The organism is Isoptericola sp. NPDC056605 (assembly GCF_042792795.1).
Lineage (GTDB): Bacteria > Actinomycetota > Actinomycetes > Actinomycetales > Cellulomonadaceae > Isoptericola.
The window spans coordinates 206,530-231,837 of record NZ_JBHTVT010000004.1 but is presented as its reverse complement, the minus strand read 5'-3'; the positions used below and the strand labels follow the sequence as shown (position 1 = coordinate 231,837).

Below are 25,308 nucleotides of genomic sequence, written 5' to 3'. Positions count from 1 at the left end.
GTTCTCGGTCGTCCGGTCTCAGTCGTCCAGGCCGAGGGCGAAGGCCTGCTCGAGGTCGACGTTCGAGTAGGTGCGGAACGCGATGAGCGTCTCCGTGCGCACCACTCCGGGGACCTTGCTGATCCCGTCGGCGATGACGTCGGCGAGCTCCTCGTGCTCGCGCACCCGCACCATGGCGACCAGGTCGGCCTTGCCGGTGACGGAGTAGACCTCGCTGACTCCCTTGAGGTCGGTGACCTTGGTGGCGACCTCGGGGATCTGGTCGGCCTCGGTGTCGATGAGCACGATCGCGGTCAGCATGCCGTCATCGTAGCCACCGACCCCGGGTCCGCGACGTGCTCGGTGGTCTCGTCGGGCGTGCCCGGGCCGGCCCACAGGCCGGCGACCGTCGTCGAGACCGCGCCGAGGTCGGTGTGCGCGGCCGCGGAGCGCACCGGGCACGTCCAGGGGTCGCTCACGTGCACGAGACGGACCCCGGGCTCCTCCAGCCAGGCCAGCACCAGGGCGGCCTCCTCGGGATGGCATGCGGGCGCGGGCGCCACGGGCGGGGCGACGAACTCCGCCGTGGCGCGCAGGGCGTCGACCACGGGCAGCGGGTCCTCGTCGGGACCGGTCACGGCGGTCGCGGCGAGCCGCGCGTGCTTCACGACGACGAGCTCCCAGCCGCCCGCGGGGGTGGGCCGCGCGGCGACGAGCTCGGCGCACCGGGCGACCGGGTCCAGCCGCTGGGCGCGCGCCGCGCCCTGCACGAACGCCCGGAGCCGGTGGGTCACCGTCCCGGCCTCCTCGAAACGTTCCTGCGCCGCGAGCCTGGCCACCCGCGCGGCGAGGGCGTCGACGACGGACGAGGGGTCGGACGTCAGCGCCGTGCGGGCCGCGTCCGCGACGGCGTCGTACCCGTCGTCGGCGCGGCCGGCCGCCGTGCACGGCGCGGAGCAGCGGCCCATCCCCGCGAGGGCGCACGGGCTGCCGGCCGTCCGCGCGACGCGGGGGAGGCGCGCCGTGCACTGGCGCAGGGGCAGGGCGTCGTGGACCGCCTCGACGGCGGCCAGCGCTGTCTGTCGCGACGTGAACGGGCCGATGTGCGGCGTCCCGGCCCGCACGTCGCGCACGACGGACAGCCGAGGGTAGGCCTCGTCCGTGAGACGCACCCAGGTCTGGCGCTCCGGGTGCTTGGAGCGCCGGTTGTACCGCGGGGCGTGCTCGGCGATGAGGCGCAGCTCGCGCACCGACGCCTCGAGCGGGGTCGCGCAGACCACGGGGGTGACGGCGTGCGCGATCCGCACCATCTCGGTGATGCGCCCGCGCTTCTCCGCGGCCGTGAAGTAGGACCGCACCCGCTTGCGGAGGTTCGTGGACGTGCCGACGTACAGCACCTCGTCCCCGGGGCCGCGGAAGAGGTACACCCCCGGGGCCTCGGGCAGGCCGTCCGCGAGCGTCCGCTTGCGGCGCACGTCCGGCGGGACGGGGTCGGCGGCGCCGGCGAGGTCCTCCAGGTGGGTGATGCCGAGGGGCGCCAGGCGCTCCAGGAGCGCGTGCAGCACGTCCACGGTGGCCCGCGCGTCCGCCAGCGCGCGGTGCTCGGGCGTCACCCGTGCCCGGAAGAGCGCGGCCAGGGTGGACAGCTTGTGGTTCGGCGCCTCGTCGCGGGTGACGACGCGGCGCGCGAGGGGCACGGTGTCCACCACCCGGAAGCCCGGCCAGTCGTAGCCGAGCCGGTCGCAGGCGGCGCGCAGGAAGCCGACGTCGAACGGTGCGTTGTGCGCCACCAGCACGGCGTCGCGGGCGAACTCCAGGAAGCTCGGCAGGACGAGCTCGACCGGGGGAGCCGTGGCGACCATGGACGTCGTGATGCCGGTGAGCCGGGCGACGAAGGCCGGCACGGGGTGGCCCGGGTTGACGAGCGACTGCAGCTCGCCCAGCACCTCGCCGCCCCGGACCTTGACCGCGCCGATCTCCGTGATGCCGCCGTCGGCGGCCCGGCCACCGGTCGTCTCGAGGTCGACCACGACGAAGGTGACGTCCCGCAGGGCGGTACCGAGGTCCTCGAACGAGGGCTGGAGCGCGGTCGGGTGCCCGGTGCTGCGCGTCGGGGACGGGGTGGTGCTCGGCATGCCGGGACCGTAGCGGCGGCCTCCGACAGGGCAGCCGGGCGTGCCGGGCCGGGCAGAGGTCGAGCCCGCCGGGACGAGGTCCCGGCGGGCTCGACGGAGCCGGCACGTGCAGCCGCCCGGTGCTGGTGCGAGGCGGCGCCGGTGTCAGCTCGCGGACTTCTGCCGCGTGTCGACGTACAGCTGGTCGATCTCGGTGGCGAAGTCCTTGACGAAGACGTGACGGCGCACGCTCTGCTTGGGCGTGAGGTACCCGTTCTCGACCGTGAGGTCGCCCGGCAGCACGGCGAACTTGCGGATCGACTCGGCCTTCGACACCGCCTGGTTGGCACGGGTCACGGCGGCGTCGAGCGCCGCCAGCACGTCCGGGTCGGTCGAGGCCTGCTCAGGCGTCATCTCCGGCTTGTCGTGCATCTTGAGCCAGCCGGGCAGGCCCTCGGCGTCGAGCGTGATGAGCGCGCCGATGAACGGGCGGTTGTCCCCGACCACGACGCACTGGCTCACGAGGGCGTGCGCCCGGATCCGGTCCTCGAGAAGCGCCGGGGCGACGTTCTTGCCCCCGGCCGTCACGATGATCTCCTTCTTGCGGCCGGTGATCGTGAGGAACCCGTCGTCGTCGAGGGTGCCGAGGTCGCCGCTGCGGAACCAGCCGTCGTCGAACGCCTCGGCGGTCGCCTCCGGGTTGTTGTGGTACCCGCGGAACACCTGGATGCCGCGCAGCAGCACCTCGCCGTCCGGGGCGATCCTGACCCCGCAGCCGGGCAGCTGCGGCCCGACCGAGCCGATCTTGATGGCGTCGGGGCGGTTCACGCTGGTCGGCGCGGTGGTCTCGGTGAGCCCGTAGCCCTCGAGGATCGTGACGCCGAGGCCGCGGAAGAAGTGACCGAGCCGTTCGCCGAGCGGGCCGCCGCCGGAGACGGCGTACTGGGCCTGCCCGCCGAGCACGGCACGCAGCTTCGAGAACACGAGGGTGTCGGCGACCTTGTGCTGGACGCGGAGCCACAGCGACGGGCCCGACGGCGTGTCGAGCGCCCGCGAGTAGGCGATGCCGGTCGCGGCCGCCCAGTGGAAGATCTTCAGCTTGCCGCCGGCAGCCGCCTTCTGCTCCGCCGCGTTGTACACCTTCTCGAAGACGCGGGGCACCGCGAGGATGTACGTGGGCCGGAAGGCCTCCAGGCCGGCGGTGACCGTCTTGAGGTCGGCCCAGTGGCCGAGCACCGTGCCGCTCGCGATCGCGAGGATCTCGATGTAGCGCGCGAAGACGTGCGCCAGCGGCAGGAAGAGCAGCGTGCGCCCGCCGTCCTTGAACACCTCGGGCACGGCGGCGACGGCGTTCACGCCGAGCAGCGTGAGGTTGCCGTGCGTGATCTCGGCGCCCTTGGGGGTGCCGGTCGTGCCGGAGGTGTAGATGATCGTCGCGACGTCGGCGAGGTCCGCGATCCCGCGGCGGCGGACGATCTCGTCGTCGGCGACGTCGGCGCCCGCGGCCGTCAGCTTGGCGATCGCGCCGTCCTCGATCTCGAGGACCTCGCGCAGGGCCGGCGCACGGTCGGAGACCTCCGCGACGGTGGCGGCGAGGCCGGAGTCCTCGACGACGAGCAGCGTGATGCCGGAGTCGGTGAGGATCCACTCCACCTGCTCGGCGGACGACGTCTCGTAGATCGGCACGGGGACCGCGCCCGCGGCCCAGGCGGCGAAGTCGAGCAGGGTCCACTCGTAGCGGGTGTGGGACATGATGCCGACGGGGTCGCCGGGCTGGACGCCCTTGGCGACCAGCCCCTTGGCGACGGCCACCACCTCGGCGTCGAACTGTGCGGCCGAGACGGGCTGCCAGCCGTCGCCGGAAGGACGCTCGGCGAGCGTGGCGCGCGGGTCGCTCGCCACACGGGTGGCGAGGAGGTCGTTGAGGTTCGACGTGGCAGGCAGCTCGACCGCCTGCGGAATGGTGATCTCGTCCATGCTGACTCCATCGTCCATGCTCATGCATTGGCCAGGGGTGCGTTCCCCGGCCGCCACGATACCGGGTCTCAAGAGTGGTCCAGGACACGGTTCGGTGACGGTCCGTGGCCGATGGCGGCGTCCCGGTGATGGACGAGCGTCGCACCCCCGGGTCGTGGTGGCTAGTCTTGTCCCTGCGCGCACCGCGCGCCCCCGGCGCCGCGACGGCGACCCGGGTGTTGCGCCGTGTGGACGCGGCGTCCCGACACATGAACGCGAGGTCTTGCATGCACGCCATCGGAGTCGACATCGGCGGCACCAAGATTGCCGTGGGTGTGGTGGACGAGGCGGGCAAGATCCTCGCGAAGGTGCGGCGCGAGACGGTCGCCGACGACGTCGCCTCGATCGACCGGGCGATCGCGGACGCGTGCACCGAGCTGGCCAAGGAGCACGAGATCGGCGCGATCGGCCTCGCCGCCGCCGGGTTCGTGAGCCCCGACCGGCGCTCGGTGCTCTTCGCACCGAACATCGCCTGGCGCGAGTACCCGCTGGCCGAGCGGATCGAGGGCCTGCTGGACGTCGACGTCCCCGTGGTCGTCGAGAACGACGCGAACGCGGCGGGCTGGGCGGAGTTCCGGTTCGGCGCCGCCCGCGAGGCCACCGACATGCTGATGCTGACGGTCGGCACCGGGCTCGGCGGCGCGATCGTGGTGGACCGCGAGCTCGTGCGCGGCAAGTGGGGCGTCGCGGCCGAGGTGGGCCACATGCGCGTCGTCCCGGGCGGCCACTACTGCGGCTGCGGCCACGAGGGCTGCTGGGAGCAGTACGCGTCCGGCACGGCCCTGGTGCGCGACGCGAAGCAGGCCGTGATCGCCCAGCCGGAACGGTCGGCCCGGCTGGTCGAGCTCGCCGGCGGCGACGTGTCCGCCCTCGAGGGCCCGCACGTCACGCAGGCGGCGCAGGAGGGTGACGAGCTCGCGGTCGAGCTGCTGGCGACGCTGGGCCGGTGGATCGGCGAGGGCTCCGCGTCCGTCGCCGCGCTGCTGGACCCCGAGCTGATCGTCATCGGTGGGGGCGTCGGCGCGGCCGGCGACCTGCTGCTCCTGCCCGTGCGCAAGGCCTACGAGGCGCAGCTCTCGGCCCTCGGGCACCGCCCGGTCGCCCAGATCGAGCTCGCCGAGCACGGCAACGAGGCGGGCATCATCGGCGCCGCCGACCTCGCCCGTCGCTGACCCGACCGTCCCTCCGGCCGGTCGGCTCGCCCGACCAGCCCTCCCGGGTCGGTCAGACGACGGCGCCCGTGCTGTGGTCGTCCGGGTCGCGGCGGTGCGGCATCCGCCAGATCAGGATGCCGAGCGCGACGAGGAAGAGGACTCCGGCGACCGGGCCTGACCATCCGGGGATGCGCAGGGCCGGCACGGCGGCGCGCAGGACGACGCCGAGCACGACGAGCACCGGCACCCCGACGACCGCCGCCCACGCGAGGGTGAGGAGGGGGTCGCGGGACAGGACCGGGTCGGGTTCCGGCGGCGTGAAATGAGACTCCGTCTCTTCGAGTTCCTCGATCTCCGGCGTGACGGGCCAGTCGCGGGGACCCGGGCTCACCACCCGTCCGGGCGGCGGTGCGGCCTCCTCGCGGCGCTGGTCCTCGGTCGTGTCGTCCGTCGTGTCGCCCGTCGTGTCGCCCGCAGGCTCGTCCGGACGGTCGGCGTCGGCGGGCTCGTCGAGGGGCCCCAGCTGCGCGACGATGTCGGCCCAGCGGGCCTCGACGGCGTCGTCGGGCAGGTCGTCGTCCGGCAGGTCCGGTTCGGCGTCCGGGTTCGGTACGGGCATGGGTTCACTCTATTGTCGTGGGCGATGCTTCGTGTCGACGGTCCCGCCCGTCGGCGCCACGGCCCGTCACCGGCGGTCCGCTGAGCGGGGCGCCGTGCAGCACTGGGCGAGGAGGACAGTTGTTCTACTGGGTGATGAAGAACGTGGTGGTGGGGCCGTGGCTCCGGCTGGCGTTCCGCCCCTGGACGAAGGGCGTCGAGAACGTCCCGACCTCCGGCCCGGCGATCCTCGCGAGCAACCATCTCGCCGTCATCGACTCGTTCGTCCTGCCGCTCGTGCTCGACCGCCAGGTCCAGTTCCTCGGCAAGTCGGACTACTTCACCGGCGGCGGAGTCCGGGGCCGGATGGTGGCCGGCTTCATGCGCGGCGTCGGGACGATCCCGGTGGACCGGTCCGGCGGCAAGGCCAGCGAGGCCGCGCTGAACACCGGGCTGCGCGTGCTCGACGACGGCGACCTGTTCGGCATCTACCCCGAGGGCACCCGCAGCCCCGACGGGCGGCTGTACCGCGGCAAGACCGGCGTCGCCCGCCTCGCCCTGGAGTCCGGCGCCCCCGTGATCCCGGTGGCGATGGTGGGCACCGACGTCGCGCAGCCGATCGGCCGGTCGATCCCCAAGCCGATGCCGATCGGCATGGTCTTCGGCGAGCCCCTCGACTTCAGCCGCTACCGGGGGATGGAGGGCGACCGTTTCGTGCTGCGGTCGGTGACCGACGAGATCATGTACGCCATCCTGCGGCTGTCCGAGCAGGAGTACGTCGACGTGTACGCGGCCACGATGAAGGCGCGCCTCGCGGCGGCCCAGCACCAGCCGCCGGAGGAGCCCGGCGCCGGGTCCTGAGCCGCCTCAGCCCACCGCTCAGCCCACCGCTCAGCCCACCGCTCAGCCCACCGCTCGGCCCACCGAAAGGCTCAGCCACGCGTCCGGCGGCACGTCGGGGCGGCCGGGGACCGCGCGGTGGGCGACCGACCACGCGTCGCCCGCGACGCGTGGCCAGAACGCCGCCGCGGCGGCGTTGGCGTCCTGGAACGCGATCTCCCACGGCCCGGGCACGTCCCGCAGCACGGCGGCGGCGACGTCGCGCCCGACGCCCTGCTGCCGGGCCGCGCGCACCACGAAGAACGCCGACAGCACCCGGGTCGGCGCGTCGAGCCCCCGGACCAGGGCGAACGCCACGGGTCGCTCGCCCGTCCGTCCACCCGCCCCGGTCGCGTCGCCGTCGACCGTCGCCAGGTACCCGCGCCAGACCGCGGGACGACGTCCCCTCCCGTCCTCGTCCCCCTGCGCGTCGTGTTCGATCCCGTCGACCCCGTCGATCTCGTCCAGGGCGGCGCGGAGCCGTTCGTCGCGAAAGGTCCCGTCGGGCCCGGGGAGCTCACCCGAGACGGCGGACATGTCGTGACGGAAGAGCGGCCACAGCCGCTCGAGGACAGGGCGGTCCGCCGGCGTGGCACGCCGGACGCGGACCGGCGGGTGAGCGGGGTGGGCGGACGGGTCGGGGAGGGGCGCAGGTGTCGTCATACGCAAGAGCCTCCCGGCGCCGGACGGCGGGGGAGGCTCGCCCGACATCATCGCACGGCCGGGATCCGGAGCGCGCGGTGCGTTCGCCCGCCGGACGTGCGGGGCCCGGCGCGGGGAGGTGCTCCTAGGATGGGAGGGTTCCCGTCCCCCACCGAGAGGTAGCCCCTGTCATGTCGGTTCGTCGCGTGGCTCTCCTGACCGCCGGCGGCTTCGCGCCCTGCCTGTCCTCCGCCGTCGGCGGCCTCATCGAGCGCTACACGGAGCTCGACCCGTCGATCGAGATCATCGCCTACCAGTACGGCTACCACGGGCTCCTCACGGGCACGAAGATCGTCGTGGACGAGGAGGGCCGCAAGCAGGCCGGCATCCTGCACCGCTTCGGCGGCTCGCCGATCGGCAACTCCCGCGTGAAGCTCACCAACGCCGCGGACTGCGTCAAGCGCGGCCTCGTGCAGGAGGGACAGAACCCGCTGGAGGTCGCGGCCGAGCAGCTCAAGGCCGACGGCGTCGACGTGCTGCACACCATCGGCGGCGACGACACGAACACCACGGCCGCGGACCTGGCCGCGTACCTGCACGACAACGGGTACGAGCTCACCGTCGTGGGCCTGCCCAAGACGATCGACAACGACGTGGTGCCGATCAAGCAGTCGCTGGGCGCCTGGACGGCGGCCGAGGAGGCCGCGGGCTTCGCCGCGAACGTCATCGGCGAGCACCGCTCCGGCCCGCGCATGCTGATCGTGCACGAGGTCATGGGCCGCCACTGCGGCTGGCTCACGGCGGCCGCCGCGAAGGAGTACCGCACGTGGCTCGACGCCCAGGAGTGGGCGCCCGCTCTCGGCCTGACGCGCGAGCGCTGGGACGTGCACGCGGTGTTCCTGCCCGAGCTGGAGATCGACATCGACGCCGAGGCCGCCCGCCTGCGCGCCGTCATGGACGAGATCGGCAACGTCAACATCTTCCTGTCCGAGGGCGCGGGGATGAACGAGATCGTCCAGCAGCTCGAGGCCGCCGGCGAGGAGGTGCCGCGCGACCCGTTCGGGCACGTCAAGCTCGACACCATCAACCCGGGCCAGTGGTTCGCCAAGCAGTTCGCGGAGAAGCTGGGCGCCGAGAAGGTCATGGTGCAGAAGTCGGGCTACTACTCCCGCGCCGCGGCGGCGAACGCCGAGGACCTGCGTCTCATCAAGTCGATGACCGACCTGGCCGTCGAGTGCGCGCTGCGCGGCGAGCCCGGCGTCATCGGCCACGACGAGGAGGACGGCGACCGCCTCAAGGCGATCGCGTTCCCCCGCATCGCCGGCGGCAAGGCGTTCGACGTCAGCCAGCCGTGGTTCGGCGAGATCCTCGAGGGCATCGGCCAGCCTCTGGTGCCCGCGAAGCCCGCCGCGCACTGACGACCCGGTCGCGCCCGACCCGCAGCCAGAGGAAGAAGCCCGCATGACCACCGCCGTCGACACCCCGCCCGGGAGCGACCCCGAGGGCCTGGACCGGTTCCGGACCCTCGAGGCGCGCCAGCAGCCCGTGTGGCCGGACGCCGAGGCGCTCGCGGCGGTGGCGGGCCGGCTCTCGCAGGCCGCGCCCCTCGTGGTGCCGGCCGAGGCCCGGCTGCTCACGGAACGCCTCGCCGCCGCGGGCCGCGGCGAGGCGTTCCTGCTGCAGGGCGGGGACTGCGCGGAGACGTTCGCCGACGCGAACGCGACCCGCATCCGCAACAAGATGCGCACCATCCTGCAGATGGCCGTGGTGCTCACCCACGGCGCCAGCACGCCCGTGGTGAAGATGGGGCGGCTGGCCGGGCAGTACGCCAAGCCGCGCTCGTCGGACCTCGAGACCCGCGACGGCGTGACGCTGCCCGCCTACCGCGGCGACATGGTCAACGGGCACGAGTTCACGACCGCGTCGCGCACGCCCGACCCGCGGCGGCTCGAGCAGGCGTACCGGATCTCGTCCGCGACGGCGAACGTGGTGCGGGCCTTCACCCAGGGCGGCCACGCCGACCTGCGGCGCGTGCACGAGTGGAACCGCGGGTTCATGCGCAACCCCGCCTACGCGCGGTACGAGCGCACGGCGGCGGAGATCGACCGGGCGATCCGCTTCATGGAGGCCTGCGGCGCGGACTTCGACGCCCTGCGCTCCGTGGAGTTCTACCTCAGCCACGAGGCGCTCATCCTCGACTACGAGCGGGCGCTCACCCGGGTCGACTCCCGGTCCGGCGAGGCGTACGCGACGTCGGCCCACTTCCTGTGGATCGGCGAGCGCACCCGCCAGCTCGACGGCGCGCACGTGGAGTTCCTGTCGCGTGTGGCCAACCCGATCGGGGTCAAGCTCGGCCCGACGACGTCGGCCGACGACGCCCTCGCGCTGGCCGCGCGGCTCAACCCGGGCAACACCCCGGGCCGGCTCACGTTCGTCACCCGGATGGGCGCCGGCAAGGTGCGCGACGTGCTGCCCGAGGTGGTCGAGAAGGTCACCGCCGCGGGTGTGGCCGTCACCTGGGTGACCGACCCGATGCACGGCAACACCATCACCTCCGACAGCGGCTACAAGACGCGCCGGTTCTCGGACGTGCTCGACGAGGTCACCGGCTTCTTCGAGGTGCACCGCGCCCTGGGCACGGTGCCGGGCGGCCTGCACATGGAGCTCACCGGCGACGACGTCACCGAGGTGCTCGGCGGCAGCGAGGAGATCGACGACGCCGGGCTGGCGCTGCGCTACGAGACGCTCGTCGACCCGCGCCTCAACCACCAGCAGTCGCTCGAGATGGCGTTCCGCGTGGCCGAGATGCTCACGAGCTGGTGACGCGCCCGACGGTGCGGCTCACCAGACCGTCAGGGTGACCGTGCTGCCCTTCGGGGCCTTGCCCGTGGTGTCCTGGAACCGGACGGTGTCGAGGATGCCGCCCAGGTAGGCGTTCTCGTCGACCTTGAAGCCCGCCTTCTCGAGCGCCTCGCGCGCCGGCCCGGTGTGCTTGCCCACGACGTTCGGCACCTCGACCAGGGGCGGGCCCTGGGAGATCGTCAGCGTCACCGTGTCCGTGCGGTGCGCGGTGGCCCCCTCCTTCGGGTCCTGGGCCAGCACGTGCCCCTTCGGGACGTCCTCGGAGTACTTCGGGTCGGCCAGCTCGACGACGAGCCCCAGGCCCTCGAGGTCGGCGACGGCCGTGTCCTTCTCCTTGCCCACCTCCTGCGGCACCTGCACCGGGGCGGGGCCGTCGGAGACGGTGAGCGTCACGACGGTGTCGTGCCGCTGGCGCGAGCCCTCGTCGACCGACACGTCCAGCACCTCGCCGCGGCCTGCCTCGTCGTCGTACGACCGGGCGGGGTCGCCGACGGTGAAGCCGGCGTCCTCCAGGGCGCCGGTGGCGTCCTCGTGGTCGGCACCGACCAGGTCGTCCGGCACCGTGAGCATCTGCACGCCGCGGGACACGACCAGCTCCACGGAGCCGTCCGTGCGCACCCGGTCGCCGGGTGCGGGCACGGTCGTCACGACCGACCCCTGCGGGACGTCGTCGTCGAAGGCGCGGCTCGTCGTGGTGCCCAGCCCGGCGTCCTCGAGCACGGCGCGGGCGTCGTCGGCAGCCACCCCGGCGACCCCGGTCGGCACCGAGGTCCACGCGCCGGGACCGTCTGCGAACCACCACCACGTGCCCAGCCCGCCGCCGGCGAGCACCAGCACCAGCGTGAGGGTCCACGCGACCGCGCGACGACGGCGGGAGGGACGCCGGTAGGCCTCGGTGGGCTGCTCGACCAGCAGGTCGGTGGGCTGTGCCGGCGCGCTCGCCGACACCTCCTGGAAGAACGCCGTCGGGATCTCGTCGACCGCGTCCGTCCCCGCGCTGCCGTCGTCCTCGCCGTCGTCGGGCGGTGCGTCGCCGGTCCCGGGCGAGCCGCCCGGACCCGCGGCGTCGGAGGGACCGGTGCCGGCCCCGGGCCGCTCCGCCCGTCGCGCGAGCAGGGTGTCGTCGAGCGACGAGCGCACCGCCTCGACGGCCGCGAGGGCGGCACCTGCGTCCGGCGGGCGGCGCTGAGGGTCCCGCGCCGCGAAGGACGCGACGAGCGCGTCGACCTCGGCGGGGAGCCAGTCCACGAGCGCGGACGGGGCCGGGAGGTCCTCGTGCACGTGGTGGAAGGCGACCTGGATCGGCGTCTCGCCCGCATAGGGCAGCGTGCCCGTGACCAGCTCGTAGGCGAGCACCCCGACCGCGTAGACGTCGGTGCGGGCGTCGCAGGTGCCGCTGGTGATCACCTCGGGCGCCAGGTACGCGACCGTGCCCAGGACGGTTCCGGTGGTGGTCGTGGTCACCTCGGTGACCGCGCGCGCGAGGCCGAAGTCGGCGACCTTGACCCGTGCGCCCGGCACGGTGCTGCCGGCGGAGTCGTCCTGGGGGCCGTCGGGGGCGGCGTCGTCACCGACGACGAGCACGTTCTCCGGCTTGACGTCCCGGTGGACCAACCCCTTGCGGTGCGCGGCGGCGAGGGCCGCGAGCACCTGCGCGACGACGTCGAGGGCGCGGCCCAGGGTGAGGGCGCCCGACGCGTGCAGCTCGCGCCGCAGGTTGGTGCCCGGCACGTACTCCATGGCGAGATAGCTGGTGTCGCCGTCGACGCCCTGGTCGTAGACCGCGACGACGCCGGGGTGGGTGAGGCGTGCGGCGGCGCGCGCCTCACGGCGGAAGCGGGACACGAAGGCGGCGCCGTCCACGCCGTCCGCGAGGTGCGGGTGCATCACCTTGACGGCGACCTCGCGGTCGAGCCGGCGGTCGGTGGCCCGGTACACCGTGGCCATGCCCCCTCGGGCGACGCGCGCGACGATCTCGTACCGCCCGTCGACCAGGCGGCCGAGCATCGGGTCGGTCGTCGTGATGGCCACACGACGAGTGTAGGGGCGCCCGGTTCGGCAGGCCCGTAGGCTGGTCCGGTGAGCGACACCACCACGCCGGAGCCCGGCGCCCCCGCCTCCGGCAGCACCGACGACCGCACCGACGACCGCACCGCCCTCGAGTCCCTCGTGGACGAGTGGCTCACCCTGCCCGACGTGGCCGAGGCCCTCGGGACCGAGGTGAGCAAGGTGCGCGGCCTGGTCTCGGAGCGCTCGCTGGTGGGGATCAAGCGGGGCGAGCGGAACACGTTCCAGGTGCCCGCCGCGTTCCTCGTGACCGACGACGGGGCCCCGCACGTGCTCCACACGCTGCGTGGCACCGTGCTGGTGCTCTCGGACGTCGGGCTGGACGACGCCGCCATCCTGCGCTGGCTGTTCGAGACCGAGCCGTCGATCGGCCGCACCCCGATCGGAGAGCTGCGCGCCGGTCGTCGGGCCGAGGTGCGTCGGGTGGCGCAGGCGCTGCTCTGACGCCCGGTCCCTCGGTCTGAGGGCGGCCGGAGGGTCAGGCCGCCCGGTCGACGGCGGCCCGCGCGAGGTCCAGGAGGACCTCGCGCCCGGGCTCGGCGAGCGGGGCCGCCGACAGCGCGTCCAGCGCGCCGTCCGCGAGACCGTCGATGAGGGTCTCGACGCCGTCGAGCGCCCCCGAGCCGGCGATGATCCCGCGCAGCCGCTCGACGGTGGCGGCGTCCAGGGCCGGGTCGCCGAGCCGTGCGACGACGAGGTCGCGGTCGCCCGCGCCCGCGGCGGCCAGCGTGCGCGCCACCAGCACCGTGCGCTTGCCCTCGCGCAGGTCGTCGCCGGCGGGCTTGCCCGTCACGGACGGGTCGCCGAACACGCCCAGCACGTCGTCGCGGAGCTGGAACGCCTCCCCGAGCGGCAGCCCGGCGTCCGAGACGGCCGTCACCCGCGCGGGCGACGCCCCCGCGAGGACCGCTCCGAGCACGAGCGGGCGCTCGACCGAGTAGCGCGCCGACTTGGCGCGCAGCACGTCGCGGGCGCGCTCCTCGTCGGCCGCGGGGTCCAGGCCCCAGGGCTCGGCCTGCACGAGGACGTCGAGGTACTGACCCACGACCACCTCGGTCTGCATGGCGTCGAACAGCGCGCGGGCCGCGGCCGCGCGCTCGGCGGGCAGGTCGGCGACGGCGGCCGCGATCTCGCGCTGGCACGCCACGAGGCACAGGTCGCCGAGCAGGATCGCGGCGGACGTGCCGAACCGCTCGGCCGAGCCCGCCCAGCCCGCGGCGGCGTGCCGCGCCTCGAACGCGCGGTGCGCGGTGGGCTCGCCGCGGCGCGTGTCCGACGCGTCCATGACGTCGTCGTGCAGCAGGGCGGCGGCCTGGAACAGCTCGAGTGCCGCACCGGCCCGCACCACCGCGTCCCGCTCGGGGCCGACCGCGGCGCCGCCGTGGGCCCGGTAGGACCAGTAGCAGAACGCCGCCCGCAGCCGCTTGCCCCCGCGCAGCAGCACGGCGGCCTGGTCGGTCAGCGCGGTCGCCGCGGTGCCGATCGAGGCGACCTCGCGGGCGAGGGCGTCGAGGTGCTCCTCGACCCTGGCGTCGACGTCGGTGCGGAGGTTCTCGAGGTCGACCAGCGACGCGGCAGTGGGCATGCCGACAGCCTATGCGCCCGGTCGGGAGGTCCCGACGGGGCGAGGCCCGTCAGCCGACGACGACGGAGCCGCTGACCGTCACGAGGCGGCGCTCGCCCTCGTCGAGCACGCCGAGGGTGACGGACTCCACGACCGGTCCCGCGTCCTTCTTCCCCTTCGGCGTGCTCTCGCGGCCGAAGGTGGTCTGGGCGGTGAGGCCGGACAGGCTCGACGTGCCGGACTCCTCGAAGCCCGCCTTGCGCAGCCGCTTGGCGAGCTGGTCGATGACCTCCTGCGTGCCGCGCTGCGTGGCCAGGTTGAGGGTGACGTCGGTGAGGCCGGCCTCGCCCGAGGTGGCCGAGCTGGCGAGCACCGTCGCGTCCTCCGGGGCCCCGAGCAGCTTCTCGGGGAACCCGTCGGCGTACCCGCCGACCGTCGTGTCCGGGTCGAAAGTGGGCAGGGCTGACGCGTCGCCCGGCCCCGCCTCCGGAGCGGGTGCCTCGGTCGCGCCGCGCACCCCGACCCCGGACCCGTCCTCTCCAGTCGCGGCGACGTCGTCGTCCGGTGCCCCGGCGTCGCCGAGCAGCCCGCAGCCGGACAGCGCGAGGAGCGCGGTGAGCGCCGCGGCGCCGACGCCGCGGGCCCCCGCCGCGGGTGCGGGACGCGACCGGGCCGCGCGGCGCGGAAGGCGGGGGAGCGAGGGCACGGCGCCTACCGTAGCGGCCCGCTGTGCCCCGCTCGCACGTCCGGACGGGTGGGACGCCGCGGACGTCGCGCGGCGACGCGGGCCACGGAGCCTGCCCCCAGGCGGGCGCCGTCCACAGCAGGGCACGCCAGCGGCGCAGGGGCCCGAGCGGTGCCCTGGGATCGGACCCATGGACGCCGCATATGCCACCGATCGCGCCGGGGAGTCCGGCCTCGCCTTCGACACGCCCGTCGTGCTCCGCTCCTCCCGTGACCTGCTCGCGGCCGTGCCGTACCTGCTGGGGTTCCGGCCGCGGGAGTGCGTGGTCGTCGTCGCCGTCACCGGGGAGGGCCGGGTCGGCCTCGTCGTGCGGACCGGACCGGCAGACCGCGGCGAGGCCTCCGGAGGCGACGTCGCCGAGAGGTGGGGCCGCACGGACGTCGTCGCCCGGGCGGTTGCCGGGGTCGGGGCCCGCCTGGCGCTCGTCGTGCTCTACACGGCGTCCCCGCCGGACCAGGCCCGGGCGCGCGAGGCAGCCGGGGTGGCGGCGCTGGCGGAGTCGCTGGGCCCGGCGGTCGACGTCGAGGCCTGGCTGGTCGGCCCGGACGGCTACCGCGGCCTCGACTGCGTCGATCCTGCGTGCTGCCCGGCGCGAGGGCGGCCGGTGGGCGAGCTCGAGCACGGAGAGGTGGGGGCGGCGTTCGTGGTCGCCGGGCGGGCGGTCGCCGACACGGAGCAGGAGGCGCACCGGGTGCGCGCGCTGCCGGCGAGCGTGCGGGACCGAGTCGCCAAGGCCGCCGGACGCGCGGCGCGGGCGCGCGAGGCGGCAGGTGACACGACCCGTGCGGCGCCTCGTGGGACGGCCCGTGACGAGCTGGGGCACTGGCGTGCCGAGGCCTACGGCGTCTGGTGCGACCTGGTGCGCCAGGCGGCGGCGGAGCTGCGCACGTGCCCGGACGGCGACGTCGAGCTCCCCGCAGCACGACTCGGCCGCCTGGCGGTGGCGCTCGCGGACGTCAGGGTCCGTGACGCCGTGCTGCTGTCGTTGGTCCCGGGGGCGCGCGAGGCGGCGGACCGGACCGCCGGGGCGGGCGGGGACGCCGCCGTCACGCGCGACGTGGAGGCCGCCACGGCCCGAGCGATCGCCCGGGTGGTGGACCCGAGGGTCGGGGTACCGCCGGACGGGGCGACCGCCGACGCGGCCCGGCTCGTGCTGGAGCAGCTGGTGGGAGGCGCGCCGCGGCGGTGGCACGCGCCGCCCCTCGCGCTGCTGGGTTTCCTGGCGTGGTGGCGGGGCGACGGGTGGCTCGCGGCCCGCCGCGTGCGGGAGTCCGCGCGCCAGGACCCGACCTACCGGCTGGCCGCGCTCGTGGCCGGCGTGCTGGAGGCCGCGGTCCCGCCCGGGTGGGTGAGCGCGGCGCGGGGGCCCGCTGTGGAAGGTGCGTCCGGTGCGGTCGGTGTGACCTGGCCGACTGTCGGGTAGCGTGCCCCCATGGCGATCGTCGTCGGACTCCTGAGCACGGCCGAGGGACAGGCGGCGCTGGCCGCAGCGAAGCGCGAGGCGCGGGAGCGGTCCGTCCCGCTCACGGTCGTCGTCGCCCGGGACGACGGCGGGCCCGAGAGGCAGGCGGTCGAGGACGACCTGGCCACCTCAGGGCTCGCCTACTCGGTGGTGGGCGGAACAGGTGACCTCGCCGAGGATCTGGTGCGCACGGCGCAGGAGGCGGGCGCCGAGCTCATCGTCGTGGGCCTGCGCAGGCGCAGCCCGGTGGGCAAGCTGATCCTCGGGTCCGGCGCGCAGCGCATCCTGCTCGAGGCGCCCTGCCCGGTCCTGGCGGTGAAGCCGTGACGACACGCGCGGCGACCCGCGCGGCCCTGGAGCCGTGCGGTGTGACGCTCGCGACCGTCCTCGGGCGGTCCGGCGCGAGCACGGGTGAGATCCGGGGGCGCCGTGCCGCCCGGAGTTTCGCCCGCCGTTCCGCCTGTGCGGCCGGGAATCTTCGCGCCGCCCCGTACGTTGAGCCAGGACCGGGGAACGGACGACGTGGGTACGGGACTGGGCGCAGGAGCCCGTGGTGCCCTTCCGTCGCTGATGTCGCCGGTACAATAGAGGTGTCCGCCTGAGCCACGACAGTCCGAGTCGGAGGCCTTGACGGCGGTGCACCGTCCCCTCGAATGCCGAAAGGTCGGTTTGTGGCGTCCACTGCGCAGAACCCTGCACTTCCCCGCGAGTTCGAGCACCCTGCCCTGCAGGGCCTGCTCGCTCGAGGCACCGCCGACGGCCGGGTCGACGCCGAGAGCTTCCGCGCTGCCTGCGAGAACGCCGCGGTGGCGGACCCGAAGCGTCTGAAGGCGGTCCTGCGCGCCTTCGCGACCGCCGGGGTGGAGATCGGTGTGCCCACGGCCACCAAGGTCGCCGCTGCCAGCGCCGGCCGGAGCACGACGACGCGTGCGAAGGCGCCCGCGGCGCGGTCCGCGAGCCCGGTGAAGACCTCGACCGTGACGACCTCCGCCGTGAAGTCCGCCGCGTCGACGGACGACGAGCCGGCCGAGGCGACGACCGCCAAGAAGCCGGCGGCGAAGGGCGCGTCCACGAGGTCCGCAGGCACCAAGACCGCCGCGGCCAAGGGCGCGAAGCCGACGCGTGGCCGCAAGGCGGCGTCGAAGGACGAGCCCGGTCCCGACGACGTCGAGGACGTCGAGCTCGACGACGTGAACGACGCCGAGGACGAGCAGGAGAACGAGGCCGCCGCGAAGGGCGGCAAGGCCACCGCCGCCGCAGGCAAGGGCAAGGGCGAGGACGAGGAGACCGGCTTCGTCGTCTCGGACACCGACGACGACGACCAGCCCGCGCAGCAGGTCGTCACGGCCGGCGCGACCGCCGACCCCGTCAAGGACTACCTCAAGCAGATCGGCAAGGTCGCGCTGCTGAACGCTGAGCAGGAGGTCGAGCTCGCCAAGCGCATCGAGGCCGGCCTGTTCGCGGAGGAGCGCCTGTCCAAGGACTTCGCCGCCTACGACAAGACGAAGGCGAGCGCCGACGAGCGTCGGATGTACCGCGACCTGCGGTGGATCGCGCACGATGGCAAGCGCGCCAAGAACCACCTGCTCGAGGCGAACCTGCGTCTCGTCGTCTCCCTCGCCAAGCGCTACACCGGCCGCGGCATGCTGTTCCTGGACCTGATCCAGGAGGGCAACCTCGGTCTGATCCGCGCGGTCGAGAAGTTCGACTACACCAAGGGCTACAAGTTCTCGACGTACGCCACCTGGTGGATCCGGCAGGCGATCACCCGCGCGATGGCGGATCAGGCCCGCACCATCCGAATCCCGGTGCACATGGTCGAGGTCATCAACAAGCTGGCCCGCGTGCAGCGCCAGATGCTCCAGGACCTGGGCCGCGAGCCCACCCCGGAGGAGCTCGCCAAGGAGCTGGACATGACCCCCGAGAAGGTGGTCGAGGTCCAGAAGTACGGCCGCGAGCCCATCTCGCTGCACACCCCGCTCGGCGAGGACGGCGACAGCGAGTTCGGCGACCTCATCGAGGACTCCGAGGCGGTCGTCCCGGCCGACGCCGTGAGCTTCACGCTGCTGCAGGAGCAGCTGCACCAGGTGCTCGACACCCTCTCGGAGCGCGAGGCGGGCGTCGTCTCCATGCGCTTCGGCCTGCAGGACGGCCAGCCCAAGACGCTCGACGAGATCGGCAAGGTCTACGGCGTCACGCGCGAGCGGATCCGCCAGATCGAGTCCAAGACCATGTCGAAGCTGCGGCACCCGTCGCGCTCGCAGGTCCTGCGCGACTACCTCGACTGAGGCTGCACGGCTCGGCCCACGCGGCCGCGCCCGCAGCACGCGAGAGCCCCGGTACCGGATCGGTACCGGGGCTCTCGCACGTCCGGGAACGACGGCGACGGCCGGCGTCAGGCCGCCGGGGTGCCGTCCACGACGTCCCACCGGGCCGACGGGGCGAGCACGCCGTGCGGGTCGAGCCGGCGGCGCAGCGCCACCAGGCGCTCGTAGGCCGGGCCGTAGGCGCGGTGCACGAGCGACGCGCCGACGTCGTCGCGCGGCCCCGCGAAGTTCACCAGGGCGCCGCCCGTGCTCCACGGCGCCATCGTCTCGCACACCCGCTGGAGCTCGTCGGCCACGTCCGGGGGGCCCACGGGCGCGGCGAGCGCCCCCAGGAACACCGTGTAGGACGCCTCGCGGCCGGCGACGGCGTTCGGCACGCCCGCCGGGCGGGCGACGGCGCCGCCCAGCAGCCGGATCTCCGCGGCGAGCACGGGGGAGTCCGGAGGCACGGCGCCGAGGAAGGCGTCGACGGCGTCCTCGTCCAGCGTGTGCAGGAGGCCGCCGCGGTCCACGAGGGGCATCGGGGCGTCCGGGTCGGCATGCACCTCGCCGATCCGCGCGTACGGCAGGTCGCCGACCGTGTCGAGGATGGGCGTCGCGACCTGCCGCAGCGTGTCGACGAGCGGGTCGGGCGCGGCGAGCTCGCCGTGGCGCACGTACCGGACGACGAGCACGGCGCGGCCCCGCAGCGGCTCGGGGACCTCCGGCAGCGGAGGCAGGTTGAGCCGGGCCACCGACGTCGAGACCTCCTCGGGAAGGGAGGCGGTCTCGGCCCGCCAGCGGTGGAGCACCGCAGGCGCGTCGTCGACGTCGAACCACAGCGTGCCGGCCCGGACCGTGTCGAGCGGGAAGAGGTCGAACGTCATCGCCACGACGACGCCGAACGACCCGCCGCCACCGCGCAGCGCCCAGAAGAGCTCTTCGTGCTGCGTCGGCGTCGCCGTGACGAGGTCGCCGGCCGGGGTGACCACGTCGATCGCGCGGACGTGGTCGGCGGCGAAGCCGAAGGTGCGAGCCAGGGGGCCGAGCCCGCCGCCGAGCGTGTAGCCGACCACCCCGACGTGGGGCGACGAGCCGCAGAGCCCGCCCAGCCCGTGGTCTGCGCCGGCGGTGAGCACCGCCTGCCAGGGGACGCCGGGCCCGACGGTCGCGGTGCGGGCGACGGGGTCGACGACGAGGGTGTCGAGGGCGGACACGTCGAGCAGGACGTCGCCGGCGCCGGTCGCGGCGGCGCTGTGGCCCGTGGAGCGGACTCCGACGCCGAAGCCGTGGCCCGCGGCGGCGCGGACCGTCGCGACGACGTCCTCGGGCGAGGCCGCCCGCACGACGAGCGCGGGCCGGTGGGCGAGCGCGAGGTTGAAGCCGGGGAGCGCGGCGTCGTAGGCCGGGTCGGCGGGCAGGGCCGTGGTGCCGTCGAGCGCGCGGTCGAGCTGGGCCGCGAGGGCGGCGGCCCCGTCGAGGTCGCGGTCGGGGGCGCCGGGAGCGGAGCTGGACATCGGGGACTCTCCTTCGGTGGACGGTGCCGAGAAGAGAGAGACGCCCGCGCGCCGGCGATGACGGTCGGTGCCCCGGGCCCCCGGGTGAACTGTGGGGGTCGTTCCCCTGGCCTGGGTCGATGTGGCAAGGTGTCCGCGTGCTCCAGACCACGACCCTCCCCGGGCGACCCCGGGTCGTCGCCCTGCTCGCGCTCGTCGTCGCCCTGGCGCTGTCGCTCGCCTCGGTGCTCGTGGCGCCCCCGGCGCAGGCGGCGACCTGGTCGCTGACGGGCTCCGGCGGGGGGACGACGACGGCGGCGACCGGAAAGTCCCTCACGGTCCGCTACCTCAAGTCCGGCAAGCCCGTGCAGGGCGCGACGGTCACGCTGCAGCGCAAGACGGGGACGTCGTGGGTGAAGGTGCGCACCGTGCGGACCGGGTCGACGGGCCGCGTGTCGACCACGGTGAAGCCCACCGCCTCGACGACGTACCGCTTCCGGACCAGCCACGCCACGAGCGGCGGTGTCACGGTGCTCGTGGTGCCGGTGCGGTTCGCGATCTCCGGCTCGGGCTCGGGGCACGGCGTCGGGATGGCCCAGTGGGGCGCCTACGAGCAGTCGCGCTCGGGCCGTACCGCGGCCCAGATCCTGGGCTACTACTACCCGGGCACCACCGTCTCGACGGCGAACGACCCCCGGACCACCCTGGACGTGCAGGTGCTCGGACCGCCGTCGGACAGCCGGACCACGACGGTGCTGGCGGTCGGCTCCGGCGCCTGGCGGCTCAAGGACCCGGCGGGCGCAGTCGTGGCGAGCGGCGGAGCCTCGGAGAAGGTGACCGTCGGCGTCGCGTCCGCGGGGGTCACGGCCAAGGTGACGAAGGGCGGTACGACGACGAAGAGCGTGTCCGCGCGCTCCAGCCTGACCTACGAGTGGTCCGGCACGCGGGACTACCAGCCCACCGGGACGAAGGCGGTCGCGACCGTGGCCGGCGCCCAGGGGACCTACCGCAACGGACGCCTGGTGGTGACGAAGCGGTCGAACCGGCCGAACGTCGTCAACCAGGTGGTCATCAACACCGAGTACCTCTACGGGCTCGACGAGATGCCCTCGGGCTGGGGCGCGAGCAGCAACCGCGGTGCTGCCGCCCTGGAGGCGCAGGCCGTCGCGGCGCGCAACTACGCGATCGTCGAGAAGGTGAAGGGCCTGAAGTCCACGTGCGGCTGCCACGTCTACGACGACACCCGCTCGCAGCACTACACCGGCTGGAAGAAGCAGGGCGGGAGCTGGGGGAGCGCCTGGGTCGCGGCGGTGGACGCCACGGTGCAGGAAGGCACGGTGACCGTGCTGCGCGACGCCGAGGGCGGATTCGCGGAGACGCCGTACTTCGCGTCGACCGGCAGCGCGGGAGGTCGCCGCGGCACGGCGACCAACACGGAGGTGTTCGGGACTGCGGCACTGCCCTACCTCGTGCACGTGGCCGACACCTCCTCGGCCAAGGCGCCCGGCAACCCGTACCTGACGTGGAGCGACTCGATCACGCAGGCGAAGGCCCGGTCGGTCTTCGGCCTCGCGTCGGTGCGCTCGATCGCGGTGACGTCGCGGTGGTCGAGCGGCCAGGTCAAGACGCTGACGGCCACCTCGGCCCTGGGGACGAAGGTGTCGCGGACCAAGACGGCGGACGGGTGGCGCACCACCCTCGGCGTCCGGGGGTCGTGGGTCGGCTCGTTCTCGGGCCGCAGCAGCTGATCCTCGCCGGCCACGACCGTCATCCCGCGCACGACGCACGAGAGCCCCGCACCGGACGGTGCGGGGCTCTCGTGGGGTCGGTGTGCCGCGCCGGGGTCAGCGCGCCCCGTGCTCCTCGTGGAGCCGGTCCGTCTCGTCCTGGACGTGGACGGCGACACCCTGGTAGGCGTCCGCGTGCGCGCGTGCGTGGTGCCCGCAGAAGAGGAGCTCTCCGACAGGCAGGACCACTCGCACGTACGCCTGGGCGCCGCAGCGGTCGCAGCGGTCGGCGGCGGTCAGCGGCTGGGTCGGTTCGGTCGTCGTGGTGCTCACATGACCATCCAACCAGACAGGTGGCCCGGAGCATCCCCGACCCGGGCCGGGTTCGCTCCGGGCATAGCGGCGTGGAGCACACCCGGCGGCGTGGGTCGACGGTACAGGCGTTCGAATCGTCTACCCTCGTTCCCGTGACAGCCACCTCCGAGTCCGGGTACACCGCGCGCCACCTGTCGGTCCTCGAGGGCCTCGAGGCGGTGCGCAAGCGCCCCGGCATGTATATCGGGTCCACCGACTCGCGCGGCCTCATGCACTGCCTGTGGGAGATCATCGACAACTCGGTCGACGAGGCCCTCGGCGGCTTCGCGACCGCGATCCGCGTCGTGCTGCACGCCGACTCGTCGGTGACGGTGGAGGACGACGGCCGCGGCATCCCGGTGGACGTCGAGCCCAAGACGGGCCTGACGGGCGTCGAGGTGGTCTTCACCAAGCTGCACGCGGGCGGCAAGTTCGGTGGCGGCTCGTACACGGCGTCGGGTGGCCTGCACGGCGTGGGCGCCTCGGTCGTGAACGCGCTCTCGGCGCGGCTCGACGTCGAGGTCGACCGCAGCGGCAAGACGTACGGGATGACGTTCCACCGGGGGGAGCCGGGAGTCTTCGGGGACCCGGCCTCCGGCCCGTCGCCGGAGTCGCCGTTCGAGCCCTTCGTGTCCGGGTCGGAGCTCGCGATCGTCGGCAAGGCGAAGCGCGGCGTCACCGGCACGCGCGTGCGCTACTGGGCCGACCGGCAGGTGTTCCCCAAGACGGCGGTGTTCAGCTACGACGAGCTGGTCACGCGCGCGCGCCAGACGACGTTCCTGGTGCCGGGCCTGAAGCTCACGGTGCGCGACGAGCGCGGGTTGCCGGGCACGCCGGGGGAGTCGGGCCCGCACGAGGAGGTCTTCCAGCACGACGGCGGCGCGGTCGACTTCGTCGAGTTCCTCGCGCCCGACGCACCGGTCACGTCGACGTGGCAGCTCAAGGGCAGCGGCCACTTCACGGAGACCGTGCCGGTGCTGGACTCCCGCGGCCACATGTCCCCGCAGGAGGTGCAGCGCGACTGCGAGGTGGACGTGGCGCTGCGCTGGGGCGGCGGCTACGACACGGAGGTGCGCACCTTCGTCAACATCATCGCGACGCCCAAGGGCGGCTCCCACCTGTCCGGCTTCGAGCAGGGTCTGCTCAAGACGGTGCGCAAGCAGATCGAGACGAACGCGCGGCGTCTGAAGGTCTCCACGAAGGACGCGGCCGAGCGCATCGAGAAGGACGACGTCCTCGCGGGCCTCACCGCGGTCGTCACGGTCCGCCTCGCGGAGCCGCAGTTCGAGGGGCAGACCAAGGAGGTGCTCGGCACCGCACCCGTGCGGGCGATCGTCTCCCGCGTCGTCGAGAAGGAGCTGGGCGCCCTCCTCACGTCGTCCAAGCGGGACGAGAAGGCGCAGTCGGCGCTGCTGCTCGAGAAGGTCGTGGCCGAGATGCGCGCCCGCGTCACGGCGCGCAAGCAGAAGGAGATCTCGCGGCGCAAGAACGCCCTCGAGGCGTCGTCGCTGCCGGCGAAACTCGCGGACTGCCGCAGCGACGACGTGAACCGCAGCGAGCTGTTCATCGTCGAGGGCGACAGCGCCCTCGGCACGGCCAAGCTGGCGCGCTCGAGCGACTTCCAGGCGCTGCTGCCGATCCGCGGCAAGATCCTCAACGTCCAGAAGGCGTCGATCAGCGACATGCTCCGCAACGCGGAGTGCGCCGCCATCATCCAGGTGCTCGGGGCCGGCTCCGGACGGTCCTTCGACCTCGACGCGGCCCGCTACGGCAAGATCGTGCTGATGACCGACGCCGACGTCGACGGCGCGCACATCCGCACCCTGCTGCTCACGCTCTTCTACCGCTACATGCGCCCGATGCTCGAGGCGGGCCGCGTGTTCGCCGCCGTCCCGCCGCTGCACCGGGTGGAGGTGCTGGGCAGCGGCCGACGCAAGAACGAGTACGTGTACACGTACTCGGAGGCCGAGCTCACCGCGACGCTGAAGAAGCTCGACCGTGCCGGCCGCCGGTACAAGGAGGACATCCAGCGGTACAAGGGGCTGGGGGAGATGGACGCGGACCAGCTCGCCGAGACCACCATGGACCCGCGGCACCGTACGTTGCGCCGCGTCACGGTGGAGGGCGCCGAGGCCGCGGAGCGGGTGTTCGAGCTGCTCATGGGCAGCGACGTCGCACCCCGCAAGGAGTTCATCGTCGCCGGGGCGAGCACGCTGGACCAGTCGCGGATCGACGCCTGACCCCGTCCGCATGGCGGCCCGAGCGGCGGGCGCGCCCCGGTGATGGGTACCCTCTGGCCGTGAAGACCGCAACGCGCCGGACGGCGCCACGACTGCTCGTACTCCTGCCCGCACTGGCCCTGACCTCGGGGGTCGTCGCCGGGTGCTCGGAGGGCGGCTCGTCGGACGGCGCGTCGCCGTCGGTCTCCGCATCGGTGGATGCGACCGAGCAGGTGGCCGAGAACGTCGGCAAGTTCTCCTACGAGGGCGAGGACGGCAAGACCGCTCTCGAGCTGCTGGAGGAGAAGGACCCGGACGCGCAGGTGCAGGGCGAGGGCGAGAACGCCTTCGTCACCGCGATCCGCGGTCGCGAGGCCGACCCGGAGACGGAGTTCTGGGGCCTGTACGTCGACGACGAGATGGCCCAGGTCGGCGCGGGCTCGCTCGAGACCAAGGACGGGCAGACCATCACCTGGAAGCTCGAGGAGATCGAGCAGTGATCGCCGTGACCTCGCGCCTGGAGGCTCCGCTGGCCGCCCGCGAGCTCGTGCACCGGTGGTGGCGGCCCGCGCTGGCCGTGCTGCTCGTCGCGGGCGCCGTCGTCTGGCGGCTGGTGAAGACCGATCTCGGCGCGCCGCCGAACCTCGAGCTCTCGACCGCGGCGGCGTTCGCCGCCGCGGGGCTGCTGCGCCACCGGCTCGCGATGCTCGCGCCGTTGGTCGTGGTCGCGGTGAGCGACGTCCTGCTCGGGAACTCCTCGGTGCTGGTGTTCACGTGGACCGCTTGGGCCGTGATCGGCGTCGGCGCCTGGTGGGCCGGCCGCACCCGGGGTGGCGCGGGACGCCTCGTCGCCGCGCTCGGCTTCGGCGTCGGCAGCTCGCTGTTCTTCTACCTGTGGACCAACGCGGGCGTGTGGTGGCTCGGCCGGGGCACGTTCTACCCCGCAGGCCTGGACGGGCTGCTGGCCAGCTACGTCGCCGGGCTGCCCTTCCTGCGCCCGATGCTGCTGGGCAACCTGGTGCTCGTGCCGCTCGCCGCGGGTCTCGTCGCGCTCGTGGCACGGCTCGAGCGGGCGTCCGTGCCGGGCGTCGGCGCGGTCGCCGCGCGGTAGCCTCGACGGGAGCA

22 protein-coding genes are annotated in these 25,308 nt (G+C 74.2%); 12 read left to right on the top strand and 10 right to left on the bottom strand.

The annotated features are described in order from the left end of the window. Nucleotides 1-18: 18 nt before the first annotated feature. The 3 genes from ACFQ8Y_RS06610 to ACFQ8Y_RS06600 all read right to left on the bottom strand — a co-directional run bounded on the left by ACFQ8Y_RS06610 (nucleotide 19) and on the right by ACFQ8Y_RS06600 (nucleotide 4,070). Nucleotides 19-300 (bottom strand): Lrp/AsnC family transcriptional regulator, encoded by a 282-nt coding sequence (locus tag ACFQ8Y_RS06610; RefSeq protein WP_430545226.1) that lies wholly within the window; start codon nucleotides 298-300, stop codon nucleotides 19-21. Next, complete coding sequence (locus ACFQ8Y_RS06605; protein WP_430584980.1) at nucleotides 294-2,114, bottom strand: DEDD exonuclease domain-containing protein; 1,821 nt, start codon at nucleotides 2,112-2,114, stop codon at nucleotides 294-296. The genes ACFQ8Y_RS06610 and ACFQ8Y_RS06605 overlap by 7 nt, the downstream gene beginning before the upstream one ends. 144 nt (nucleotides 2,115-2,258) lie before the next feature. Further along, the gene (locus ACFQ8Y_RS06600; RefSeq protein ID WP_430551058.1) at nucleotides 2,259-4,070 is read right to left on the bottom strand and encodes an AMP-dependent synthetase/ligase; all 1,812 of its coding nucleotides are present in this window, start codon (nucleotides 4,068-4,070) and stop codon (nucleotides 2,259-2,261) included. 266 nt (nucleotides 4,071-4,336) lie between these two features. Between ACFQ8Y_RS06600 and ACFQ8Y_RS06595 the strand changes: the two genes are divergently transcribed. Further along, entirely contained in the window at nucleotides 4,337-5,281 is a 945-nt protein-coding gene (locus ACFQ8Y_RS06595; protein ID WP_430551059.1) for an ROK family glucokinase, read from the top strand. A 52-nt stretch (nucleotides 5,282-5,333) separates the two neighbouring features. Here ACFQ8Y_RS06595 and ACFQ8Y_RS06590 read toward each other — a convergent pair whose 3' ends face one another. Beyond that, entirely contained in the window at nucleotides 5,334-5,882 is a 549-nt protein-coding gene (locus ACFQ8Y_RS06590) for a hypothetical protein (RefSeq protein ID WP_430584979.1), read from the bottom strand. Between the two features lie 119 nt (nucleotides 5,883-6,001). On the opposite strand from ACFQ8Y_RS06590, the gene ACFQ8Y_RS06585 reads away from it, so the two are divergent. Beyond that, nucleotides 6,002-6,721, top strand: a complete 720-nt coding sequence (locus ACFQ8Y_RS06585) for a lysophospholipid acyltransferase family protein (RefSeq protein ID WP_430551061.1) — start codon at nucleotides 6,002-6,004, stop codon at nucleotides 6,719-6,721. 42 nt (nucleotides 6,722-6,763) lie between these two features. Here ACFQ8Y_RS06585 and ACFQ8Y_RS06580 read toward each other — a convergent pair whose 3' ends face one another. After that, a complete protein-coding gene (locus ACFQ8Y_RS06580) occupies nucleotides 6,764-7,276 on the bottom strand; it encodes a GNAT family N-acetyltransferase (protein WP_430584978.1) in 513 nt (170 codons plus the stop codon). A 296-nt stretch (nucleotides 7,277-7,572) separates the two neighbouring features. On the opposite strand from ACFQ8Y_RS06580, the gene ACFQ8Y_RS06575 reads away from it, so the two are divergent. Both ACFQ8Y_RS06575 and ACFQ8Y_RS06570 read left to right on the top strand, forming a co-directional pair. Continuing rightward, a complete protein-coding gene (locus ACFQ8Y_RS06575; RefSeq protein WP_430551064.1) occupies nucleotides 7,573-8,799 on the top strand; it encodes a pyrophosphate--fructose-6-phosphate 1-phosphotransferase in 1,227 nt (408 codons plus the stop codon). Between the two features lie 43 nt (nucleotides 8,800-8,842). After that, a complete protein-coding gene (locus tag ACFQ8Y_RS06570; RefSeq protein ID WP_430551065.1) occupies nucleotides 8,843-10,204 on the top strand; it encodes a class II 3-deoxy-7-phosphoheptulonate synthase in 1,362 nt (453 codons plus the stop codon). 18 nt (nucleotides 10,205-10,222) lie between these two features. Here the strand turns inward: ACFQ8Y_RS06570 and pknB are convergent, their stop codons facing one another. Next, the gene (gene pknB / locus ACFQ8Y_RS06565; protein ID WP_430584977.1) at nucleotides 10,223-12,274 is read right to left on the bottom strand and encodes a Stk1 family PASTA domain-containing Ser/Thr kinase; all 2,052 of its coding nucleotides are present in this window, start codon (nucleotides 12,272-12,274) and stop codon (nucleotides 10,223-10,225) included. Nucleotides 12,275-12,322: 48 nt separating this feature from the next. Here pknB and ACFQ8Y_RS06560 point away from each other — a divergent pair, with 48 nt between their 5' ends. Continuing rightward, entirely contained in the window at nucleotides 12,323-12,754 is a 432-nt protein-coding gene (locus tag ACFQ8Y_RS06560; RefSeq protein ID WP_430563698.1) for an Rv2175c family DNA-binding protein, read from the top strand. Between the two features lie 34 nt (nucleotides 12,755-12,788). On the opposite strand, the gene ACFQ8Y_RS06555 is transcribed toward ACFQ8Y_RS06560, so the two are convergent. Further along, nucleotides 12,789-13,895, bottom strand: coding sequence for a polyprenyl synthetase family protein (locus ACFQ8Y_RS06555; RefSeq protein ID WP_430551068.1), 1,107 nt, complete (start codon nucleotides 13,893-13,895; stop codon nucleotides 12,789-12,791). A gap of 49 nt (nucleotides 13,896-13,944) precedes the next feature. Continuing rightward, nucleotides 13,945-14,580, bottom strand: coding sequence for a hypothetical protein (locus tag ACFQ8Y_RS06550; RefSeq protein ID WP_430584976.1), 636 nt, complete (start codon nucleotides 14,578-14,580; stop codon nucleotides 13,945-13,947). Nucleotides 14,581-14,749: 169 nt separating this feature from the next. Between ACFQ8Y_RS06550 and ACFQ8Y_RS06545 the strand changes: the two genes are divergently transcribed. The 3 genes from ACFQ8Y_RS06545 to ACFQ8Y_RS06535 all read left to right on the top strand — a co-directional run bounded on the left by ACFQ8Y_RS06545 (nucleotide 14,750) and on the right by ACFQ8Y_RS06535 (nucleotide 18,369). Further along, on the top strand, nucleotides 14,750-16,042 hold the full coding sequence (locus tag ACFQ8Y_RS06545; RefSeq protein ID WP_430584975.1) for a DUF4192 family protein: 1,293 nt from the start codon (nucleotides 14,750-14,752) through the stop codon (nucleotides 16,040-16,042). Between the two features lie 9 nt (nucleotides 16,043-16,051). Then, a complete protein-coding gene (locus tag ACFQ8Y_RS06540; protein WP_430551071.1) occupies nucleotides 16,052-16,408 on the top strand; it encodes a universal stress protein in 357 nt (118 codons plus the stop codon). A gap of 344 nt (nucleotides 16,409-16,752) precedes the next feature. After that, the gene (locus tag ACFQ8Y_RS06535) at nucleotides 16,753-18,369 is read left to right on the top strand and encodes an RNA polymerase sigma factor (protein ID WP_430563701.1); all 1,617 of its coding nucleotides are present in this window, start codon (nucleotides 16,753-16,755) and stop codon (nucleotides 18,367-18,369) included. A gap of 107 nt (nucleotides 18,370-18,476) precedes the next feature. Here ACFQ8Y_RS06535 and ACFQ8Y_RS06530 read toward each other — a convergent pair whose 3' ends face one another. After that, complete coding sequence (locus ACFQ8Y_RS06530) at nucleotides 18,477-19,904, bottom strand: FAD-binding oxidoreductase (protein ID WP_430584974.1); 1,428 nt, start codon at nucleotides 19,902-19,904, stop codon at nucleotides 18,477-18,479. Between the two features lie 137 nt (nucleotides 19,905-20,041). Here ACFQ8Y_RS06530 and ACFQ8Y_RS06525 point away from each other — a divergent pair, with 137 nt between their 5' ends. Continuing rightward, nucleotides 20,042-21,631 carry a SpoIID/LytB domain-containing protein gene (locus tag ACFQ8Y_RS06525; RefSeq protein ID WP_430584973.1) on the top strand — a complete coding sequence of 530 codons (1,590 nt, stop codon included), beginning with the start codon at nucleotides 20,042-20,044 and terminating at the stop codon, nucleotides 21,629-21,631. Between the two features lie 96 nt (nucleotides 21,632-21,727). Here ACFQ8Y_RS06525 and ACFQ8Y_RS06520 read toward each other — a convergent pair whose 3' ends face one another. Next, nucleotides 21,728-21,943: a DUF7455 domain-containing protein gene (locus ACFQ8Y_RS06520; RefSeq protein WP_429729875.1), complete on the bottom strand. Its 216-nt coding sequence runs from the start codon at nucleotides 21,941-21,943 to the stop codon at nucleotides 21,728-21,730. A 134-nt stretch (nucleotides 21,944-22,077) separates the two neighbouring features. Between ACFQ8Y_RS06520 and ACFQ8Y_RS06515 the strand changes: the two genes are divergently transcribed. From ACFQ8Y_RS06515 to ACFQ8Y_RS06505, 3 genes are read left to right on the top strand one after another with little or no spacing between them, the layout of a single operon-like run. After that, entirely contained in the window at nucleotides 22,078-24,204 is a 2,127-nt protein-coding gene (locus tag ACFQ8Y_RS06515; protein ID WP_430551075.1) for a type IIA DNA topoisomerase subunit B, read from the top strand. 59 nt (nucleotides 24,205-24,263) lie between these two features. Then, on the top strand, nucleotides 24,264-24,683 hold the full coding sequence (locus ACFQ8Y_RS06510) for a DUF4430 domain-containing protein (protein ID WP_430563704.1): 420 nt from the start codon (nucleotides 24,264-24,266) through the stop codon (nucleotides 24,681-24,683). After that, a complete protein-coding gene (locus ACFQ8Y_RS06505; protein WP_430584972.1) occupies nucleotides 24,680-25,294 on the top strand; it encodes a DUF6580 family putative transport protein in 615 nt (204 codons plus the stop codon). The genes ACFQ8Y_RS06510 and ACFQ8Y_RS06505 overlap by 4 nt, the downstream gene beginning before the upstream one ends. Nucleotides 25,295-25,308 lie beyond the last annotated feature (14 nt).

What these genes read in the sequence shown, in the direction of transcription:
- ACFQ8Y_RS06600 (WP_430551058.1), bottom strand. Translation starts at nt 4,070, where the DNA reads ATGGACGAGATCACCATTCCGCAGGCGGTCGAGCTGCCTGCCACGTCG.
- ACFQ8Y_RS06545 (WP_430584975.1), top strand. Translation starts at nt 14,750, where the DNA reads ATGGACGCCGCATATGCCACCGATCGCGCCGGGGAGTCCGGCCTCGCC.
- ACFQ8Y_RS06540 (WP_430551071.1), top strand. Translation starts at nt 16,052, where the DNA reads ATGGCGATCGTCGTCGGACTCCTGAGCACGGCCGAGGGACAGGCGGCG.
- ACFQ8Y_RS06575 (WP_430551064.1), top strand. Translation starts at nt 7,573, where the DNA reads ATGTCGGTTCGTCGCGTGGCTCTCCTGACCGCCGGCGGCTTCGCGCCC.
- ACFQ8Y_RS06610 (WP_430545226.1), bottom strand. Translation starts at nt 300, where the DNA reads ATGCTGACCGCGATCGTGCTCATCGACACCGAGGCCGACCAGATCCCC.
- ACFQ8Y_RS06595 (WP_430551059.1), top strand. Translation starts at nt 4,337, where the DNA reads ATGCACGCCATCGGAGTCGACATCGGCGGCACCAAGATTGCCGTGGGT.
- ACFQ8Y_RS06580 (WP_430584978.1), bottom strand. Translation starts at nt 7,276, where the DNA reads ATGTCCGCCGTCTCGGGTGAGCTCCCCGGGCCCGACGGGACCTTTCGC.
- ACFQ8Y_RS06605 (WP_430584980.1), bottom strand. Translation starts at nt 2,114, where the DNA reads ATGCCGAGCACCACCCCGTCCCCGACGCGCAGCACCGGGCACCCGACC.
- ACFQ8Y_RS06530 (WP_430584974.1), bottom strand. Translation starts at nt 19,904, where the DNA reads ATGTCCAGCTCCGCTCCCGGCGCCCCCGACCGCGACCTCGACGGGGCC.
- ACFQ8Y_RS06590 (WP_430584979.1), bottom strand. Translation starts at nt 5,882, where the DNA reads ATGCCCGTACCGAACCCGGACGCCGAACCGGACCTGCCGGACGACGAC.
- ACFQ8Y_RS06555 (WP_430551068.1), bottom strand. Translation starts at nt 13,895, where the DNA reads ATGCCCACTGCCGCGTCGCTGGTCGACCTCGAGAACCTCCGCACCGAC.
- ACFQ8Y_RS06570 (WP_430551065.1), top strand. Translation starts at nt 8,843, where the DNA reads ATGACCACCGCCGTCGACACCCCGCCCGGGAGCGACCCCGAGGGCCTG.